This window comes from Rhodococcus sp. C26F (assembly GCF_053345925.1).
The window spans coordinates 168226-185810 of record NZ_JBKFBA010000001.1; the positions used below are offsets into that span (position 1 = coordinate 168226).

Here is a 17585-nt window from a genome sequence, read left to right on the forward strand (position 1 = left end):
CGGGCAGGTCGGGCGCGGGTGCGATCTCCACGAGCTTCTGGTGCCGGCGCTGCACGCTGCAGTCGCGATCGCCCAACGCCACCGCGCGGGTATCCGACCCCGACTCGGCAGCCACGACCTGCACCTCGACGTGGCGGGCACGCTCGACGAGCGCCTCGGCGTACAGCCGGTCGTCGTCGAAGGCGGCGTGCGCTTCGGCAGCGGCGAGCCGGAGCGCCTCGTCGAGATCGGCGGCATCGCGGACCACGCGCATGCCGCGACCCCCACCACCCGACAGTGCCTTGACGACGATCCCGCCCGGACGGTCGCGCAGGAAGGCCCGCACGGACTCCGGATCCGTCGTCTCGACGGCAGCGGTCACCGGGATGCCGAGTTCCTCCGCCACCGAGCGGGCGGCCCGCTTGTCGCCGAGGACGCGCAGTGCTTCCGGGGACGGCCCGACGAAGGTGAGCCCGGCGTCCGCGCAGGCCTGCGCGAAGGCGGCGTTCTCGCTGAGGAATCCGTAACCGGGATGCACGAGCGTGCATCCGGTCGCCCGGGCGACCCCGACGATCGCCCCGGGGTCGAGATAGGCCGAGGGACCTGTCCCCGGCAGGGCCTCGGCTCGCGTGGCGGCGCGGACGTGCGGAGCGTCGGCGTCGTCCGCGGCGTGGACGGCGACGGTGTCGAGTCCGAGGTCCCCGGCCGTGCGGACGACACGCAACGCGATCTCACCCCGGTTGGCTACGAGCAACATCGACGATCCTTCCCTCGGCAGCGGTTGTATCAACTCCTACTCCGGTCGGCACCCGCACCGCAGACCGCCGTCTCACGCAACGACCACGGGACGGTAGCGCAGGGCGCGACCGAGACCGAGCGCCATCAGCACGGACGTGATCGACGCCGTCGCCATGATCGCGGCGAGCACGACCACCTGGAACCGTCCGGCCTCCACCGGCGACAACCCGCCGAAGATCGCGCCGACGAAGGCGCCGGGCAGCGTCACCAGACCGGTCGTCTTCGTCTGGTCGGTCGACGGGATCATCGCCGCGTGCACGGCGAAACGTGCGGGTGAGAGTGTCGCCTGCCGCATGGTCGCGCCGAGTGCGAGCCAGCCCTCCACCTCGGGCCAGTGGTCGTCGACGGTTTCGTGGAAGCGGCGACCGGCGAGGGCCGCGACCGTCATGGTGTTGCCGATGATGATGCCGCCGAGCGCGAGCGCGTAGCGCGGGGTGGCCTCCACCGCGCCGGTCGCGAAGACGATGCCTGCCGACACGAGCACACCGGTCGACATCGCGACGGCCGTCGCCCCGCGCACGACGGCCTCGTTCCCGATCCGCCGGCAGGCCGTCCACCACGCGACGGTGAACATCACGACGAGCACCACCGCGACCCACCGGGCGTCGGTGATGACCCCGGAGAGCACGACGCTGATGAGCGCGAGCTGCACCGCACCGCGGGCGATGGCACCGACGGGCGCGAATCGGTGCGGGACCCGGAACGCCCACAGCACCGCCGTCGAGATCACGGCGAGGGCGAGGATGCCGATGATCGTGCGGATCAGGACGGTCGGGTCGATCACAGGGTCGACGTTAACGTCCCGGTCGTCGGGTGAGGCCCTATCGGCGCTCGGGCGCGGCGTGCGGCAGATCCGCGGTGGACGCCACGGGCCAGTGCAGCGGATCGGGGCCGAGCGTGCGGAGCTGCTCCATCTGCTCGCGGCACCACACCGACACCTCACGGCGTCCCTCGACGACGTCCTCGGAGAACTCCGTCCAGTCGACCCATTCGGTGTCGTGCACCTCCGACGGCTCGGGGGTGGGCGCCGGCCCGTCGTAGAGCACGCGGAAGACCGGGCAGATCTCGTTCTCCACGATGCCGTTGTCCATCACCGCCCGGTAGCGGAAGGACGGCAGGACCACCTCGATGTCGTGCACATGGAGCCCGAGTTCCTGACGCAGCCGGCGGCGCACGGCCTCGGTGAGCGGCTCGTCGGGCGCCGGATGACCGCAGCAGCTGTTCGTCAGGACACCGGGGAAGGTCGACTTGTCCAGGGCGCGCCGGGTGAGCAGAACGTTGCCGCGGGGGTCGAAGACGTACGACGAGAAGGCGAGGTGCAGCGGGGTGTCGGTGGTGTGCACCGTGGCCTTCGGCTCGATCCCGACCGCGCGGCCTGCGTCGTCGAGCAGCACGACCTGTTCCATGTGATGTCCTGTTCTGTATTCGTGTCCGAATGCCGGCTCGGCCGGGCGGGCCTCACCGGCCGAGCGGCGCGGTGGGCGTCCCCAGTCTCGACCGTGAACGCAGCGTGGTCCAACCGGCCGAGGCCAGCCGCGGTGCCGCCACCGACAATCGCCGGCGCCGCGACACGCGTGCGCGCTGGTGGAGTACCCGGTATCCGCTCTCTTCCACCGCCCGCAGGATGTCGCCGTAGAGGACGAAGGCGGTCCGCATCGCGGGGCGCACCGTGGGGTCGAGCAGGTCGATGCCCGGTTCGGCCACACGGTAGATCGAGCGGGTGTGCGCGATCAGGTGCGCGAGGGCGCGTTCGAGCCGCACGTCGCGCTGCCCGGTCCGGCGGCAGTGCCACAGCAGGTCCTCGTCCACGTCGAAGGCGGCGAGGATGTCGGTGGGCAGGTAGATGCGGTCGCGGTCGAGGTCCTCACCCATGTCGCGGATGAAGTTGGTGAGCTGGAAGGCCTCACCGAGTGCGGCGGCGGGAGCCTCGGCCCGTTCGCGTTCGCCCTCGATCCCGAGGATGGGCAGCATCTGCAGCCCGATGACGGCGGCCGAGCCGTACATGTACTCCGACAGTTCGTCCATCGTGCGGTACCGCGACCGGAACAGTTCGGTGCCGGGGATGTCCATCCGCATCGACCGCAGGAAGGCGTAGTAGTACTCGTGCGGGATGTCGTACCGCTGCGTGGTGTCGACGAGGGCCCGCAGCACGAGACCGAATTCGTCGTAGGTCGGCGGCCTGCCCCCGAGCGCGTCGGACAGACGGCGTTCGAGCGCGTCGAGAACCGGTGCCGCGTCGACCGGTTTCACGTCGACGATGTCGTCGACCATCCGCGCGAAACCGTAGAGGGCGTGCACCCCGGCCCGTTTGGACGCCGGGAAGATGCGGGTCGCGAGGAAGTAGGTCTTGCCGTGACGCCGGTTGAGCTCACGGCACAGCTGATACGCCTCGTGCAGATCGGGATCGATCCCGTCGAGTTCACCCATGAGCAACCGCACCTGCTTCCATCGGAATCGACATCGTCGTAGGCCCGGCAGTCGCACCACCGGAGATACGTTCTGCGGCAAGACGTCCGGAGATGAGCACGGTCGGGACGCCGACACCCGGCGTGGTACCCGACCCGGCGAGGACGACATTGTCGACGCCGTGCACGAGGTTCGGGCGGCGGAAGGGCCCGGTCTGCCGGAACAGGTGCGCCGCCGAGAAGGGGCTGCCGTCGAGCATGCCCTTGTCGGCCCAGGTCTGCGGGGTGTCGATGTGGTCGACTCGCATCGAACTCGCGAGTCCCCGATAGCCGCGCTGCTCGAGGACCTGCTGGATCTCCCGCATGTACGGCCTGCCGAGTCGGTCCCAATCGAGGGGTGCGGCAGCGAGATTCGGGCACGGAGCCAGCACCGAGACCGGTTCGCACTCGACACCGCCGCGCACGACCCGCAGGGACGGATCGGTCACGGCAGGTCGCGTGATGAGCAGGGACGGATCGGCCATCAACCGGCCGCGGCCGCGCGGTGCGGTGATCCGCGCGAAGGTCTCCGCCCACTCCTCACCGAAATCGATGGTGTGGTGGGAATCCGGCCAGGCCTGCGTCACCTCGGTGGGCACCGTGCCGTGGAAGACGACGGCCGAGGGCGACGCGACGGTGGCGTTGCGGGCGCGGCGGCGCGGCGGGACCCCGGCGCGCAGCAGCAGGTCGTCGACCACGGGCAGGTCCACGGTGAGGACGACGGCGTCGGCGGCGAACTCCCGGCCGTCCGCGGAACGCACGCTCTTCGCGCGGCCGCCGTCGACGCGGAGTTCCGACACCTCGACCCCGGTGTGCACGGTGCCGCCGTTGCGGACGAGCGCATCGACCATCGCGGCGGCGATGGTGGACATGCCGCCCCTCGGGAAGTAGACGCCGAGCGAGGTGTCCATGTGGGCGATGGCGCCGTAGACCGCCAGGGCCGTCGACGGTGCGGTGCCCGCGTACAGGGCCTGGAAGGTGAAGATTCGCCGGAGCCGGTCGTCCCGGATGAACGACCCGACGCGCGATCCGAGCCGGCCGAAGCCGCCGAGCCGGACGAGGTTGGCGGTGTCGCGCAGCGCCGCGGGTGTCGACACGAGGTCGAGCGGCGAATCGAAGTTGGAGTCGATGTAGCGGTCGAACTCGGCGTCGAAGATCGACGCGAGCCAGCGGCGCAGCCGCCGGTATCCGCCGGCCTCCTCGGAACCGCACACGCGCGCGATCTCGGCGGTCATCTCGTCCGGATCGGAGTACACGTTCAGGGCGGTGCCGTCGGCGAAGCGCGCGTGGTAGCCGGGTGCGAGCGGGGTGAGGTCGAGCGCCGGGATGGTCGAGTCGAAGGATTCCCCGACGGCCGCGAGCGCGTCGGCGATGAGGTTCGGCATCGTCAGCACACTGGCGCCGTTGTCGATGTCGTAGAGATGCCGCCCGTCCTCGAACACCGGGTACGTACCCACGCGACCACCGACCGTGTTCTCGCGTTCGAGGACGGTGACGCGCTTGCCGGCACCGGTGAGGTGGAGCGCCGCGGACAGTCCCGCGAGGCCCGCACCCACCACGACGACGGACTCGACGGAGCCGCCGACGGACCTCACGCCTTGCCTCCCTGCGCGCGCGGGGTCGTCTGCTCCGTGCGCGTGCGCGCTTCCATGAACAGCTGGAGGAAACCTACGGACGGGTGCGGGTGCGGGTGCCGATTCTCGTTCTGCCGGGTTTCGTAGTTGGGCATGATCGGTGTTCCTCTGGTCGTCGCCTGAGCCGCGTGGGCGTGCGTAGTGGTTCGTGTCGGTCGGTTCGGGTGACGGCCCTCACGCCGTCTCTCCCCGTATTCGGAGCCCGTCGTCGAGCGGATGGGTCGGGTCTGCGGATTCGTCCCGGCCCTGGACGGGCGCGATACGGTCGAGGTATGGCTGCCCGCAAGACCGCTGTGCTCCGACGGCCGTCGGAGACCGACGACTACCTCTACGAACCCGTCGATCGCAGGATCAGAGGTGAGTGGTTCGGCCGGACGGTGGTCGACAGCACCCGGGCCGTGCTGGTGTGGGCACCCGGCAAGCCCGTTCCGTTCTATGCCTTCCCCCGCGAGGACGTCCGGCTCGACCTGATCGCGGCCTCCCTGTCACCGAGCCGCTCCCGACAGGACGTCTGGCAGTGGTACGACATCGTCGTCCGCGACCATCGGGCCTATTCACCGGTCTGCCAGCTCGACGTCGACGGTCTCGACGACCGTCTCGTCTTCCAGTGGTTCCGGTGGGGCGAGACCGGGCCGGGCGACGACGTCGACGAGGGCGAACGGTGGTTCGAGGAGGAGACCGAAGTGTTCACCCATCCACGCGATCCCTATCACCGCGTCGACGCCCTGCGCAGCTCCCGGCACGTGCGGGTGACCATCGGCGACGTCGTGGTCGCCGAGACCCGCAACCCCGTACTCGTGTTCGAGACCGGCCTCCCGACCCGCTACTACCTCCCTCCCGAGGACGTCGACTTCTCGGTGCTCGAGGAATCCGAGTGGCGGACGAGCTGCCCCTACAAGGGCGTCGCCCGGTACTGGTCGTTCTCCGGCACACCGCCTGCCGAGAACGTCGCATGGTCGTATCCCGAGCCGTTCCCCGGCATGGAGCCCATCGAGGGATACGTGTGCTTCTACGACGACGCCGCGGAGATCACGGTCGAGGAGTGAGTGCGTCGGCTGCGGGACGCAGCGCTGCCCCGATCCCCGAGCCGCGGGCCTGGCGCGCACTGGCGGCCCTGTGCGTGGGTCTGTTCATCACCCTGCTCGACCAATCGCTCGTCGCGGTGTCGCTGCCGCGTATCCGCGAGGATCTGGACGCGAGCATCAACCAGGTGGTGTGGGTGTCGGCGGCCTATCTGCTGACCTTCGCGGTGCCGCTGCTGGTCACCGGTCGTCTCGGCGACCGTTTCGGTCAGCGCAACGTCTACCTGGTGGGCATGGCGATCTTCACGGCCGCGGCCTTCGCGTGCTCGATGGCTCCGACGATCGAGTGGCTGATCGCGCTGCGTGCGGTGCAGGGGCTCGGCGGGTCGCTGATCAACCCGCAACCGCTGAGCATCATCCACCGGATCTTCGCGCACGACCGGCGCGGTGCCGCCACCGGTGTGTGGAGCGCGGTGGCCAGCTCGGCGGGTCTGTTCGGGCCCGTCCTCGGTGGGGTGCTCGTCGGTACCGGTGGGTGGCGGTGGGTCTTCTTCGTCTACATCCCGCTGGGCCTGATCTCTCTGGTGATGGTCGCGCGGTACGTGCCGAAACTGCCGACCGGGGCGCGTCGCATCGACGTGCTGAGCGCCGTCGTCTCGCTGGTCGCGGTCACCGGCGTGATCTTCTCCCTGCAGCAGGGTCCCGATGTCGGCTGGACCGTGTGGGTGTGGGTCGTCCTCGGTATCGGGATCGTGGCGTTCGGGATGTTCGTGCGTCTGCAGCGGACCGCGGTGGCCCGCGGCACCGAGGCGCTGGCCCCGCTCGGGTTGTTCACCCGCCGCAACTTCACCCTCGGGGTGACCGCCGTGGCGACGCTGGGTTTCACCGTCTACGCCGTGAACCTGCCGATCATGCTCTACCTGCAGGTGGGTCAGGGACTGTCCGCGCAGGTCGCAGGTCTGATGCTGGTACCGATGGGCGTGATCTCGGTGATCATGGCGCCCTTGATCGGGCGGGTCACCGACCGGGTCGCGCCGGGCCGGATCTCCCGGATCGGTTTCTCCGCGATGATCGCGGCGATGCTGTCGTTCGGTGTGGCGATGCATCTCGAGGCCACCGTCGGCTGGCTCCTGATCCCGATCGTGCTGCTCGGTTTCGCGAACTCGTTGTGCTGGGCCCCGAACTCGACGATCGCGTTGCGCGACCTGCCCGGTGACCTCGTAGGCGCCGGATCGGGTGTGTACAACACCGCCCGGCAGGTCGGTGCGGTACTCGGTGCGGCCGCCCTCGGCGCGGTGATGCAGATGGGTGAGGGGACGCTCGGGTTCGGTGCCGCGATGGGCAATGCGGTGTTGCTCCCGGTGGTCTTCCTCCTGGTGGGACTGGTGGCGGTCTCCCGTTTCCGAGAGAGTTCCACCGTCACCAGCGCAACGGGTGCGTGAGCAACCGTCATCGGCGCAACAGGTGCGTGACCAGGCGTCCGCCTTCCTCCAGGGACATATGGGGAAGATAGGCACGACCGACCGCGATCCCGATGGTCGGCAGCGCCGCCGGGTCCGGGAACACCATGTACAGCGGGCGGTAACGGGGCTGGAACTTCGCCTTGAACGCCAGCAGCGAGCGGAATCCGTATACCGGTTCGAGCGTGCGGCCGAGCAGATCGAGCAAGGCGTCGAGGGCTCCTCGGTCGAGTCCGGACCCACCGTCCACACTCGCGAGGGGTGCCCCCGACAAGCTCAGGAATTCGAGGCCCTCGTCGGCGGCGGACCGTGCCGCGGAGGCGATGAGGAATTCCATGGCCGGCCGGAAGCCGTCCGAACGTCGCCGCATGAAGTCCAGCGTCAGCCCGACCACCTTCCCGTCCCGGTGGACCGGCATCCACGACGTGATCGCATGGACGTGGTCGTTCGCGTCGACCGCGAGCAGCAACCGGACTTCGGGATCGCGCAGTTCGGCGACTCCTCCGAGCGTGAACCCCATCTCGGGCAGTCCCTTGTCGGCCACCCATTCCTCGGAGATGTCGACGATCTGCTCGGTCACCGACAGCGGCGCGGCGGCGAAGGTCGTCCATCGCGCTTCGATCCCGTCCTTGGCAGCACGGTTGAGGGCGGTGCGGACGTCCTGGAACTTCTTGCCCTTGAAGGCGAGGTCCGCGAGATCGACGACGGTCTCCTCACCCACCTGCAAACAGGTCCAACCGTGGTCCCGGGCGATCGTCGCCGTCTCCTCGCCCACCGAGTACAGGCACGGTGTCCATCCGTTGCCGAGGCAGTACGCCGCGAACTCGTCGATCGCCTCGGTCATCGAGGCGCGCTCACCGATCGGATCCGTCGCCGTCAGGGCGACACCCGAGTGGACCCGATACGCCACGGCGTGCCTGCCGTCGGTGCCGAACCAGTACCGATTCCCCGCCCAGGTGGTCATCCACGACATCGATCCGCCGCCCGGGTCGTGCAGGAGTTCTCGCACCCGCTGCTCGTCGCCGAGGTCGACCCCGGCAGGGGGCACGAGGAAGCTGCGCCACAGGAGCACGCAGAAGGCGACCCAGACGATCACGCCGATCCACTCGAACAACAGGGTGGCGGCGGTGTCGAGGGGCATCACGGGAGGCTCGAAGAGCTGGAGGTAGACCGGCGGAAGGAGCCGGCGCGGCGCGTCGCGGAGCAAGGTGCCGATGCCGGGATCACGATCGAACCCGTCCGCCACCAGCGTGCCCACCACCACGTACGTCACGAGCGCGATGCCTGCGGCGGCTGCGGTTCCGGCCCATACCCGGCGATAGGTTCCCTGCGGTGCACGGACATCGAACAGGGTGCGGGTCAGCAGCAACAGGGCGAGCACGGAGACCAGCGCGAGGAGCGGCGCGAGTTCCATGGATACGGAGCTGTGCCGGTGGATTCCGTACAGCAGGGAGCGGGTCTCGTCCTGTTCGGTCACGCGGACGATCGTGCTCGCGGCGGCCACGACGATCAGCACGATGTGTCCTCCGACCGAGAGGAACCATGCTGCCCGCCGCCCTCGACGCAGCCCTTCGGCACCGATCAGCAGCAGTACCGACGGCATGAGATTCGCGACGAGCGGACCTGCACCGGAGAGCCGAAGGGCCTGTTGCCCTTTCCTGCACTCGTCGTGCAGCGCGGGATCGGCACACACCTCGACGAGTTCTCGCGGGGTGTAGGGAACCTGCTCGAACAGCTCGCGTAGCGCGGACAGCGGTCCGATCGAGTGTGGGGAGAGCGCCGCGAAGATCGGGCCGAGCACGCTCGCTGCGACCACGAGCGCGACGAGCGTGCGGCGCTCCCGGATGGTGCCGCCGAGCACAGGACGGCGCACACCGCGTCCGAACAGGAGCGGGCCGGCGAGCAACCCGGCCAGCGCGACGGTCACCCTGTTCACGTCCTGCAGGTGTCCGGCGAACAAGGCTGCGGTCACCAGGAACACCAGCAGGAGTGTCCGGATGCGGCGACGCCACAGGGTGCCCATCGCGGTGGTGGAGGCGAGCAGGACGCCGAGCACCCACGCCAGCGGGTCCTCGGTGAGGTGGGTGTGCAGCTCCCTGCCCCACAGGTTCGGCACCAGGGAGGCGACCTGAGCCACGAGCAATGCGAGTGCCGCGCCCAGGCCCTGTGAGACGAGCGCGGCGAGCGTGAACCTGCGACTGCCGATGCGACGTTCGACCGGCACCGCGACGGCGAGGATCGCAATGCTTCCGAGCACATACTCACCGGGACCGGAGGCGAACAACCCTGAAGTCCACAGTGTCCACAGGTGGCCGTCGGTGATATTCGGGATCCCGAGCGACATCTCGGATGCCGTTGCGTGCGACGGCCCGCTCCTCACAGAACCGGTGACGACCGCCAGGAACCAGATCAGCACGAGCAGTCCGCACGAGACGGGCGCCCGGAGCACCACCGTCCCTGTGCGGGACATCAGCACCCCCGCCCCTGTGCGGCGCATCAGTTGCCGAGCCCGAGCCGTTGTGCGAGCCATGGCAACTCCTTCTCGAGCCCTGCGGACCACAGGGCGAAGCTGTGTGTGCCCGGCAGTTCGGTGAGGTGGACGTGCATCCCCGCGCTCCGAGCCGCCGAAGCGAGTTGTTCCACCCCGGCACGGTATTCGGAATCGTCGAGTCCCACCACGAAAGCACCGGCGGAATCGGGATACCGATTGCGTGCGAGCAGGTCGGCAGGATTGTTGCGCGCGAATGCTTCCGCATCACCACCGAACACGTCCCGGATCGTCGACGCCCGGTCACCGATGGTCGGCTCGGCCTGTCCCGACATGTCCAGGAAGGTCGGGTAGACGTCCGGCCGGGTGGTCGCGAGTTGCAGTGCGCACGTTCCGCCGTACGAGAGTCCGCCCACGGCCCGTGCCCGTGGGTCGTCGTCGACCTGCAGGTCGTCCCGTACCCACGCCGGAACGTCGACGGCCAGATAGGTCGCCACGTTGCCGAGATGCGAGTCGACGCACAACGGGTTGTCGAACTGACCTCCGGTGCCGTCCGCGAGCACGACGACCGGCGCCAGGCCGTGATGCTGCGCGGCATAGGCGTCCATGGTGGACGGGAGATGTCCGCCCACGAGCCAGTCCTCCGGACTGCCGGGCTGTCCGGCGAGCAGTACCAGCACCGGCAGTTCCGGTCGTGGATCCGAGAAGTAGGCCGGCGGGAGATAGACGCGGGCTTCCCGCGCCCGGAATCCGGAGACCGTTCCGGGAATCGTCACAGAGGTGACCGCCCCGGTCGCAGGCAGGTCGTCCGGCGCCGACCAGTCCTCCACCGGCACGGTCTGCGATGCTCGGAGAGAGGGGTCGTCGAAGGGGACGGTCCGGTAGTCGCTGATTCCGAGAACAGCCCGAACGGTGGGATAGGCGTCGTAGACCGCGTCGATCCGGCCCGCGGCGGAGATCACGACGAGTACCGCCGACACCACGAGTGCCGTCGCGACGAGTGGGCGGGCCCGGTCGCGACGTCGCACGAACCATCGTCCGCTCAACAGCGAGACGGCGAGCAGTGCCACTGCCACCCATCCGTACACCGCCCACGGCAGACGATCCGGGAACGGCTTCCAGACCTTCTCGACCAGGAGCGCGGCCACTGCCGTCAGGCCGAGGGCGACCGTCACGGCGAGGGGCACTCCCCGTACGAACCACGCCCGGTAGCGGCGGACGAGCAACACGATCAGCCCGATGACGGCGAGGATCGCGAACACCACGGTCGCCGTCGGGGTGGTCAGCGGTATCCCCAGCACCCCGTTCGCCATCCCGGTCGCGGACATGGCGATCAGTATGCGCGACCCTGCAGGGAGAACCGATGAGAGAATGCCACTCTCATACTAAAGAACATAGTTTACGATTTCGAGAATTTGCGCTACTGTAAAACTTCATGACTGCAGCTGCGGCGGACGACGTCCGCACCATGACGCTCTCCCACCGCGAACGTAAACGCGTGCGCACGTGGACGGCGATCCACCTGGCCGCCGCCGAAGCCGCAGCACGCCACACCCGCCTGTCCGACATCACCGTCGAGACCATCGCAGAACAAGCGGAGGTTTCTCCACGCACCTTCTTCAACTACTTCCGGTCGAAGGAGGACGCCGTGCTCGGCCTGTCCTCCCCCGTCATCGACGACGCCGTCGCCGACGGTTTCGACTTCACGCCGGGCGACGACCTCGTGGAGAAGGTCGCCTTCCTGCTCCTTGCGGTCTTCCGCGCCGCGGCGAGCCGTCGCGCGATCGGTTACGACGAGTACATCGCCCTCATGGACCGCCATCCCGAGCTCGCGCGCAGACGCTTCCAGCACATCGACGACGTCGAGGCCGTCGTCGCCGAACTCGTCACCGAACGACTCGCGGCCACACCGCCGGCGGACGGAGCGCCGGTGCCCGCAAGCAACGTCGAAGGTGCGGCCGACATGATCGTCACGGTCGCCGGCGCCCTCATGCGCTCCGCGCTGCGCCCGTTGCTCACCGCCCCCGGGAAGACGGAGACCGATGCCGATTCGGTCCTGCACCGCACCTGCCTGTTGTTCCGGGAGGTCACGCGACCGTGACCGACCCCCTCCGGGACGAGACCGAAAGATACACGCCCGCAGCGGAACAGAGCACCTCGCGGGTCACCTTCGTCTTCGCGGGTCTCATGCTCGCGATGCTGGCGGCGTCGCTCAACCAGACCGTGCTGAATCCCGCCCTGCCGACCATCGTCGGCGAACTGCACGGAGTGGACCGGATGCTGTGGGTCATCACCGCCTACATCCTGGCGTCGACGATCACCATGCCCGCCTACGGCAAACTCGGTGATCTCTTCGGCCGAAAGCCGCTGCTGATCACCGCATTGACGATCTTCGTCGTCGGATCCACGATCGGCGCTCTCGCCGGGGACATCACGTGGCTCATCGTCGGCCGGGCCGTCCAGGGCGCCGGTGGTGGCGGCCTGATGGTGCTGTCGCAGGCCACCATCGCCGACGTGATCCCCGCTCGTCAGCGCGGGAAGTATCTCGGCATCATGAGCAGCGTCTTCGCCCTGTCGTCGGTGGCCGGGCCGCTGCTCGGCGGATGGTTCACCGAGGGTCCCGGCTGGCGGTGGGTGTTCTGGATGAACGTGCCGCTCGGTGCCGTCGCCGTCGTCGCGGCGCTGGTCTTCCTGCGTCTGCCCCGCGTCTCCGGTTCGGGCCGGCGGATCGACGTGCTCGGCATGGCCGTGCTGTCCGTCGTCACGACACTTCTCGTGCTCGTCGCGACCTGGGGCGGTTCACGCTATCCGTGGTCGTCGCCGGTCGTGATCGCGCTGATCGCCGCCACCACGGTCGGTGCGGTGCTGTTCGTCGCGGTGGAACGACGTGCCGCCGAACCCGTGATCGGCCTGCACCTGTTCCGTGACCGCAACTTCGATCTCGTCACCGCAGCCGGATTCGTCATGAGCGTCGCACTGTTCGGCGTGGCCGCCTACATGCCCACCTACCTCCAGATGGTCGCGGGCGTGAGCGCCACCGCCGCCGGCCTGCTGATGCTCCCCATGATGGGAACACTGTTCCTCACATCGACGCTGGCGGGACGGTACGTGACGAGAACCGGCCGCTACAAACGGATCCCGATCATCGGATCGGTCTTCGTCACGGCCGGTCTGGTGCTCCTGTCGACCCTCGGGGCGGACACCCCGATCTGGGTGCTGGGCTGCTGGTTCGCCGTGATCGGCGTCGGATTCGGCACGTCCATGCAACTTCTCGTGCTGGTCGTGCAGAATTCCTTCCCCGTCGAGGAGGTCGGCACCGCGACGGCGGGCAACAACTACTTCCGCCAGATCGGCGCGACCCTCGGTTCCGCAGTCGTAGGCAGTGTCTTCGCCACGCGCCTGGCCGGTGGACTGTCGGGCACCGGCATCGACGATCCCGATTCGCTGACCCCCGGCGCGGTCCGGGCACTGCCCGACGCGCTCCGGCAACCGGTCCTCGAGGCGTACAACGACGCGCTCGTGCCGATCTACCTGTACATCGCGCCGCTCGTGGTGGTCGCGGGGGTCCTGCTGTGCCTCGTCGTCGAGAAGCCCCTCGCGACCACCATCGTGCGGAAGAACGATCCGGCTCCTAGCGACCCGGCAGCCACTGCATCGACTTGACGAAGGGGGCGAGCATCTTCGCCCACACCCGCCGCGGAAGTCCGCGCGGGCCGTCGAGATTGAGCAGGCGCGTCGTCGCGATCGTCTGCGCCTCGGTGTACTTGTACAGGCCCTCCGCGCCGTGGCGGCGTCCCATGCCGGAGATGCCCATACCGCCCATCGGTGCGTCGGTGCTGCCCCATGCCGGGGCGTATCCCTCGTCGACGTTCACCGTGCCGGCACGCACCCGCGCGGCGATGGCCTCGCCCTGCGCCTTCGTCGCGCCCCACACCGACGCGTTGAGCCCGTACTCGGTGTCGTTGGCCTCGCGGATCGCTTCTTCGACGTTCTCCACCGGATAGATCGACACCACCGGGCCGAACGTCTCGTTCCGGTAGCACTCGGCGTCCTCGGGCACGTCGGTGAGCACGGTGGGTTCGAAGAACAGCGGTCCGAGGTCGGGCCGCGTCTTCCCGCCGGCGACGACGGTCGCGCCCTTGGCGACGGCGTCCTCGATGTGCCGGCTCACCGTCTTGATCTGGCTCTCGCTGATGAGGCAGCCCATCTCGGTGCCGAAGTCGTAGTCGGGACCGAGCGACATCTCGCGCACCCGTGCCCCGAACATCCGGATGAACTCGGGGGCGATCGACTTCTCGACGTAGATCCGCTCGATCGAGATGCACAGCTGCCCGGAGTTCGAGAAGCATGCCCGCACGGCGGCGTCGGTGACCTCGCGCAGGTTCACCCCGGAGGTGACGATCATGGGGTTCTTGCCGCCGAGTTCGGCGGAGAACCCGATGAGGCGCCGGCCGGCCTGCTCGGCGAGGAGACGCCCGGTCTCCGACGAACCCGTGAACATCAGGTAGTCGGAGTTCTCGACGATCGCGGTGCCCACCACGGTGCCGGGCCCGGTGACCACGGCGAAGACGTCGCGGGGAACACCGGCCTCGTAGAGGAGTTCGACGACGGCGAGCGCGCAGTAGGGCGTCTGGCTGTCGGGCTTGAGCACCACACTGTTGCCGGCGAGCAGGGCGGGGATCGCATCCGAGACCGCCAGCGTCATCGGGTAGTTCCACGGCGCGATCACGCCGACGACCCCCTTGGGATGGTGCAGGACGGTGGTCTTCGTCAGGCCCGGCAGCATGCCCGTGGCCTTGCGGGGGCGCAGCAGCTTCGGTGCGACGCGCGCGTAGAACCGCGCGGTCATCGAGATGTCGAGCACCTCTTCCTGCGCGGAGACGCGGGACTTGCCGGTCTCGGCCTGCGCCATGTCCATGAGCTGCTCGCGTCGGGAGAGCACGAGCTCGCGGTAGCGGTGCATGATCGCGGCGCGCTTCTCGACGGGCAGCTTCACCCACGCGACCTGCGCGGTGCGGGCCCGGTCGATCGCGGCCTTCGCGTCCTCGGCCGTGCCGACCGGCACGGTGGCCAGTTCCCGTCCGGTGAACGCCTCGACGACGGGGCGGGTGGTCCGCTCGGCGGCGTCGGGGATCGCGATGAGGTCGGCAAGACGCTGGAAGGTCGCAGCGCTCGGAGCTGGCATGATGCACCCCTACCGGTGAGTAGTACTTGCGGTTTCACCAAACCTACCCGGGCGGGGTGTGTGCTGTCACACAGGCGCGGCGTCGAGCCCGCTCTCCCGATCGTCGTGCTGCTCGGGCCCTGCCTGGACGATTCCCTGGGCCACCTCGGCGAGCGGGACGTTGCTGTCCTGCGAGAGCCTGCGCAGCAGTTCGAACGCTGCGACGGCGTCGATGCCGAAACGTTCCATGATCATGCCCTTGGCCTGCCCGATGATGTCGCGGGTCGCGAGGGCGGACGCGAACTGCCCCTGGGTGCGCGCCGCACTCATCGCCATCGCCCCGTGAGCGGCCAGGACCTCGGCGGTCGCCTCCGCGAGCGGATCGAACGCATCGGCCCGGGAGGAGAACATGTTCAGCGCACCCATGCTCTCCTGATCGAGATACAGCTGGAACGACAACGTGCTGAGCACGTTCGCCTCCACCGCGGCCTTCGCGAAACGCGGCCAGCGCGTCTCCTTCCGCAGATCGTCGGAGCGCACCACGAGGCACTTCGCGCTCGCATCGAGGCACGGCCCCTCACCGAACTGCTCCTGGATGTCGTCGAGGTGTTCGGCAAGTTCGCAGGTCGCGGCGAGGGAGCGGAACTGCTTGCGGCCGGTCACGATGAGGATATCGGCGCAATCGGCCCCCTCCACCAGTTCGACCGCGGCCGCCGTCACGCCACGCAGGGTCTCGTCGAGATCCGTCGGGTGGTAGAAACCGCGAGCGAGCTGCGCCATACGGCGCCCTAGATCGCCCGCTTCCGACGAACGTGTCATGGTCCATCCCTTCTCCGCGGAATTCATCATCCGACGGATCCGACGACCGGATTGCCGGATTAAGCAATTTCTACACAGCCGCCCCCTCGTCGGAACACGACCTCTTCGGTTCTACCCTCGATAGGCTGGACTGGTGGATTTGCCGGTGACCCGGTATCTACCCCGCGACGGTCACAACCTGGCCTACGGGGTGATCGGAACAGGTCCCACCGACGTCGTGTGGTTCTTCGAGGTCCAGATGCACCTGGACCTGTTGTGGACCGATCCGTACATGCACTCGCTCTTCGAACGCCTCGCCACCTATTCGCGCGCCGTCTACTTCCAGCGCCGCGGTTTCGGGCTCTCCGATCCCGTCGACCACGTGCCCACGATCGAACAGCAGGCCGAGGACGTCCTCGCCGTCATGGACGCCGAGCAGATCCGGCACGCCACCCTCGTCGGGATCCACAGCACGTGCGGTCCCCAGGTGCTCGTCGCGGCGACCGCTCCCGAACGGGTCAACGCGTTGATGCTGATCGCACCGTACTGCGAACCGCTGCTCGACTACGACCGGCCGCCGCACGGGTGGACGGAGCCCGATATCGCCGAGTTCGTCGAACTGTGGCGCGACGCCGTCCGACACTGGGGCGAGGGACGCACCGTGTCGTTGACCGATGGCCACGTCGACAGTCCCTACAACCGCCGGCTGATGGCCATGCTCGAGCGGTGCTCCGCGTCGCCGAGCACGATGAGCGCGCACCTCGAGGCGAGCCTGCGGATCGACTATTCGCACGCCCTCGGCTCGGTGCAGTGCCCGACGAAGGTGGTGCTGGTCGCCGGGGGTTCGATACCGGTGGGTCCTGCGAGACATCTGGCCGATCTGGTGCCTCACGGAAAGCTCGTGATCACCCGGCCGTCACCGCGTGGCGCCGCACTCGGCGAAGCGTGGTCGCAGGTCCAGACGATGGTCGAGGAACTCGTCCGCGGGTCCGTCCCACCCGTCGATGCCGGCCGACGTTTCGCGGCGACCCTGTTCACCGACATCGTCGGTTCGACCAAGCTCCTCGCACGCATCGGTGACGCCTCCTACCGGGCCCTGCTCGCGCGTCACGAACGCGACGTGCGGTTCGCCGTGACCGAAGCGGGTGGGCAGCTGGTGAGCACCGTCGGGGACGGCACCTTCAGTCTGTTCGACGGGCCCGTGGCCGCCGTGCAGTGCGCGGCGCGGATCGTCGCGGAGGCCCGCCGCCTCGGGTTCGAGGTGCGCGCCGGGGTGCACGCCGGCACCGTCGAGCCGACCGGGACGGACGTCACCGGCCTGACGGTGCACGTGGGGGCGCGCATCGGCGCGGCGGCACGTCCCGGCGAGGTGCTCGTCTCGAGCCACGTGCGCGAGCTGGCCGGCGGATCGGGACTGCAGTTCGCCGACCGGGGCTCGCACCGGCTCGCCGGCGTGCCGGGCAAGGTCCACCTGTTCGCCCTGACCGGCGGGCAGCCGTCCCTGCAGGCGCCACGGAAACGTGCCTCGCTCAATCCCTTCGACCGCGCCGTTCTCCGGGCGGCGCGACGCACGCCGCAGGTACTGCGTTCGGCTGCCGCACACGCGAACGCCCGGCAGCGGCGACGCACGGACGGCTGAACACGGACGGCTGAACACGAACGGCCGGGCACGAACATCAGACGATCGTTCGGCCCGACCGCGCTCACCGGATCACGACCGCGCTCACCGGATCGACGCCCTCGCACCCCGGCCATATGGTCTGCGTCACATCGGATCGCGGAACGGTTCGCGGCAACG

General features: G+C 69.0%; 15 protein-coding genes. 5 read left to right on the forward strand and 10 right to left on the reverse strand.

Going from position 1 to position 17585, the window contains the following annotated elements:
- The 6 genes from ACLBYD_RS00755 to ACLBYD_RS00780 all read right to left on the reverse strand — a co-directional run.
- Positions 1-736: biotin carboxylase N-terminal domain-containing protein (locus ACLBYD_RS00755; protein ID WP_447815030.1), on the reverse strand; the 736-nt coding region annotated here is incomplete at its 3' end.
- A gap of 72 nt (positions 737-808) precedes the next feature.
- Positions 809-1561, reverse strand: a complete 753-nt coding sequence (locus ACLBYD_RS00760) for an ABC transporter permease (protein ID WP_447815031.1) — start codon at positions 1559-1561, stop codon at positions 809-811.
- A 37-nt stretch (positions 1562-1598) separates the two neighbouring features.
- Positions 1599-2183: an isopentenyl-diphosphate Delta-isomerase gene (idi, locus tag ACLBYD_RS00765; RefSeq protein ID WP_447815033.1), complete on the reverse strand. Its 585-nt coding sequence runs from the start codon at positions 2181-2183 to the stop codon at positions 1599-1601.
- Between the two features lie 52 nt (positions 2184-2235).
- Positions 2236-3204, reverse strand: a complete 969-nt coding sequence (locus ACLBYD_RS00770; protein WP_024102622.1) for a phytoene/squalene synthase family protein — start codon at positions 3202-3204, stop codon at positions 2236-2238.
- On the reverse strand, positions 3197-4816 hold the full coding sequence (gene crtI, locus ACLBYD_RS00775; protein WP_447815034.1) for a phytoene desaturase family protein: 1620 nt from the start codon (positions 4814-4816) through the stop codon (positions 3197-3199). Before crtI ends, ACLBYD_RS00770 begins: the two co-directional genes overlap by 8 nt.
- Entirely contained in the window at positions 4813-4950 is a 138-nt protein-coding gene (locus ACLBYD_RS00780) for a hypothetical protein (RefSeq protein ID WP_024102620.1), read from the reverse strand. The genes crtI and ACLBYD_RS00780 overlap by 4 nt, the downstream gene beginning before the upstream one ends.
- A 177-nt stretch (positions 4951-5127) precedes the next feature.
- Between ACLBYD_RS00780 and ACLBYD_RS00785 the strand changes: the two genes are divergently transcribed.
- Positions 5128-5901: a DUF427 domain-containing protein gene (locus ACLBYD_RS00785; protein ID WP_019290393.1), complete on the forward strand. Its 774-nt coding sequence runs from the start codon at positions 5128-5130 to the stop codon at positions 5899-5901.
- On the forward strand, positions 5898-7319 hold the full coding sequence (locus tag ACLBYD_RS00790) for a DHA2 family efflux MFS transporter permease subunit (RefSeq protein ID WP_064256889.1): 1422 nt from the start codon (positions 5898-5900) through the stop codon (positions 7317-7319). The genes ACLBYD_RS00785 and ACLBYD_RS00790 overlap by 4 nt, the downstream gene beginning before the upstream one ends.
- A 7-nt stretch (positions 7320-7326) precedes the next feature.
- On the opposite strand, the gene ACLBYD_RS00795 is transcribed toward ACLBYD_RS00790, so the two are convergent.
- Both ACLBYD_RS00795 and ACLBYD_RS00800 read right to left on the reverse strand, forming a co-directional pair.
- Entirely contained in the window at positions 7327-9807 is a 2481-nt protein-coding gene (locus tag ACLBYD_RS00795; RefSeq protein ID WP_447815347.1) for a bifunctional lysylphosphatidylglycerol flippase/synthetase MprF, read from the reverse strand.
- Between the two features lie 26 nt (positions 9808-9833).
- A complete protein-coding gene (locus ACLBYD_RS00800) occupies positions 9834-11153 on the reverse strand; it encodes an alpha/beta hydrolase-fold protein (RefSeq protein ID WP_447815035.1) in 1320 nt (439 codons plus the stop codon).
- 107 nt (positions 11154-11260) lie between these two features.
- Between ACLBYD_RS00800 and ACLBYD_RS00805 the strand changes: the two genes are divergently transcribed.
- Together ACLBYD_RS00805 and ACLBYD_RS00810 are read left to right on the forward strand one after the other, a co-directional pair.
- Positions 11261-11926 carry a TetR/AcrR family transcriptional regulator gene (locus ACLBYD_RS00805; protein ID WP_447815036.1) on the forward strand — a complete coding sequence of 222 codons (666 nt, stop codon included), beginning with the start codon at positions 11261-11263 and terminating at the stop codon, positions 11924-11926.
- Positions 11923-13488 carry an MDR family MFS transporter gene (locus ACLBYD_RS00810; protein WP_447815037.1) on the forward strand — a complete coding sequence of 522 codons (1566 nt, stop codon included), beginning with the start codon at positions 11923-11925 and terminating at the stop codon, positions 13486-13488. Before ACLBYD_RS00805 ends, ACLBYD_RS00810 begins: the two co-directional genes overlap by 4 nt.
- Here ACLBYD_RS00810 and ACLBYD_RS00815 read toward each other — a convergent pair.
- The gene (locus tag ACLBYD_RS00815; RefSeq protein WP_447815038.1) at positions 13457-15010 is read right to left on the reverse strand and encodes a succinic semialdehyde dehydrogenase; all 1554 of its coding nucleotides are present in this window, start codon (positions 15008-15010) and stop codon (positions 13457-13459) included. The two genes, ACLBYD_RS00810 and ACLBYD_RS00815, sit on opposite strands and share 32 nt — an antisense overlap.
- Positions 15011-15076: 66 nt before the next feature.
- Positions 15077-15808: a GAF and ANTAR domain-containing protein gene (locus ACLBYD_RS00820; RefSeq protein WP_447815039.1), complete on the reverse strand. Its 732-nt coding sequence runs from the start codon at positions 15806-15808 to the stop codon at positions 15077-15079.
- A gap of 133 nt (positions 15809-15941) precedes the next feature.
- Between ACLBYD_RS00820 and ACLBYD_RS00825 the strand changes: the two genes are divergently transcribed.
- Positions 15942-17426: an adenylate/guanylate cyclase domain-containing protein gene (locus ACLBYD_RS00825; protein WP_447815040.1), complete on the forward strand. Its 1485-nt coding sequence runs from the start codon at positions 15942-15944 to the stop codon at positions 17424-17426.
- Positions 17427-17585 lie beyond the last annotated feature (159 nt).

What these genes read in the sequence shown, in the direction of transcription:
- idi (WP_447815033.1), bottom strand. Translation starts at nt 2,183, where the DNA reads ATGGAACAGGTCGTGCTGCTCGACGACGCAGGCCGCGCGGTCGGGATC.
- ACLBYD_RS00770 (WP_024102622.1), bottom strand. Translation starts at nt 3,204, where the DNA reads ATGGGTGAACTCGACGGGATCGATCCCGATCTGCACGAGGCGTATCAG.
- ACLBYD_RS00780 (WP_024102620.1), bottom strand. Translation starts at nt 4,950, where the DNA reads ATGCCCAACTACGAAACCCGGCAGAACGAGAATCGGCACCCGCACCCG.
- ACLBYD_RS00785 (WP_019290393.1), top strand. Translation starts at nt 5,128, where the DNA reads ATGGCTGCCCGCAAGACCGCTGTGCTCCGACGGCCGTCGGAGACCGAC.
- ACLBYD_RS00795 (WP_447815347.1), bottom strand. Translation starts at nt 9,807, where the DNA reads ATGTCCCGCACAGGGACGGTGGTGCTCCGGGCGCCCGTCTCGTGCGGA.
- ACLBYD_RS00800 (WP_447815035.1), bottom strand. Translation starts at nt 11,153, where the DNA reads ATGTCCGCGACCGGGATGGCGAACGGGGTGCTGGGGATACCGCTGACC.
- ACLBYD_RS00805 (WP_447815036.1), top strand. Translation starts at nt 11,261, where the DNA reads ATGACTGCAGCTGCGGCGGACGACGTCCGCACCATGACGCTCTCCCAC.
- ACLBYD_RS00815 (WP_447815038.1), bottom strand. Translation starts at nt 15,010, where the DNA reads ATGCCAGCTCCGAGCGCTGCGACCTTCCAGCGTCTTGCCGACCTCATC.
- ACLBYD_RS00820 (WP_447815039.1), bottom strand. Translation starts at nt 15,808, where the DNA reads ATGACACGTTCGTCGGAAGCGGGCGATCTAGGGCGCCGTATGGCGCAG.